Genomic DNA, 1196 nt, shown 5'->3' on the forward strand with positions numbered 1-1196 from the left:
CACCTGTTTTTACTTACCATTATCTTTAGAAAAAAAAGGACATTTAACATGAAAAAAATCACAATCACACTCATTGGAATTACTTTATTAAGTGCAGCTTCTTACGCTGATCATCACGAAACAGTGGATATCCCCTTATTAAAAAGCGAAGCAATGAGTATTATCAAAAAATTTGGTGGCACATTAAAGCCACAGTTAAAAAGTGCTTTAAAATCAGGTGGCGCCGTTAATGCTGTCAGTGTTTGTGCTGTCGTGGCACCGAAAATAGCCAAGCAAATTAACAATGAAAATAAAGACTGGAGTGTAAGACGCATTAGTTTGAAAAATCGTAACCCCAACATGGTTTTAGACGCTTGGGAGAGCGCAAAATTAAAAGAATTTGACCAGCGTGTTGCCAATGGTGAAAAAGCAAATAAGATGTTTGCTGCCGAGGTGGTTGATGGCAAATTTAGATTTTTAAAAGCACAAGGCACCGCTAAAGTTTGCTTGGCGTGTCATGGTAAAAACATTAGTGCTGAAGTTAAGAAAAAAATACAAATGCATTATCCACATGACAAAGCAACTGGCTATAGTTTGGGACAAGTTCGTGGTGCATTTAGTTTAAGCAAAACTTTAAAATAAAATCTATGTTGCCAAAACCCCTTATACAAGTCTATTAAATGCAAGGGGTGTGATTTATAGAATCGTTTTTCCCCTATAAAATAGGGATAATGATACTATTTTGACGAGTTTTTAAAGACACCCTGAACAACACAGAAGTGTTGCATTTATAGGTTAAATTTACTAAGGTTTTAGTGTTCATAAAAATTGGTCAATATCAATTAAAATCTCAAGTGTTGTTGGCGCCAATGGCAGGTACTAGCGATAAGCCTTTTAGAATGCTATGCAAAGCACAAGGTGCAGCGCTCACTACTTCTGAAATGGTAGTGATACAACAACATTTACTGAATACCAATAAATCTAAATATCGCCTAGACTTTAAAGGGGAGTCAGCACCGATTAGCATTCAAATTGCCGGCTCAGAGGCAGATGAATTGGCGTTTTCTGCACAAAAAGCAGTAGAATTTGGCGCCGATATTATTGATGTTAATATGGGATGCCCTGCCAAAAAAGTTTGTAGCAAAGCCGCAGGTTCAGCACTCATGCAAGATGAGATTTTAGTTAGGGATATTCTTAATGCTGTGACAAGCAGTGTT

Annotated in this window: 2 protein-coding genes; both read left to right on the forward strand. The window is 37.0% G+C overall.

From position 1 onward, the window contains the following. Positions 1 to 48 precede the first annotated feature (48 nt). A complete protein-coding gene (locus tag BAZSYMA_RS04690) occupies positions 49 to 621 on the forward strand; it encodes a Tll0287-like domain-containing protein (RefSeq protein ID WP_090716147.1) in 573 nt (190 codons plus the stop codon). Between the two features lie 173 nt (positions 622 to 794). Further along, positions 795 to 1196 (forward strand): tRNA-dihydrouridine synthase (locus BAZSYMA_RS04695; RefSeq protein WP_241502557.1); only part of this gene is annotated, 402 nt, incomplete at its 3' end.

Origin of the sequence: Bathymodiolus azoricus thioautotrophic gill symbiont (genome assembly GCF_001298715.1) — a bacterium.
Taxonomy (GTDB): Bacteria; Pseudomonadota; Gammaproteobacteria; order PS1; family Pseudothioglobaceae; genus Thiodubiliella.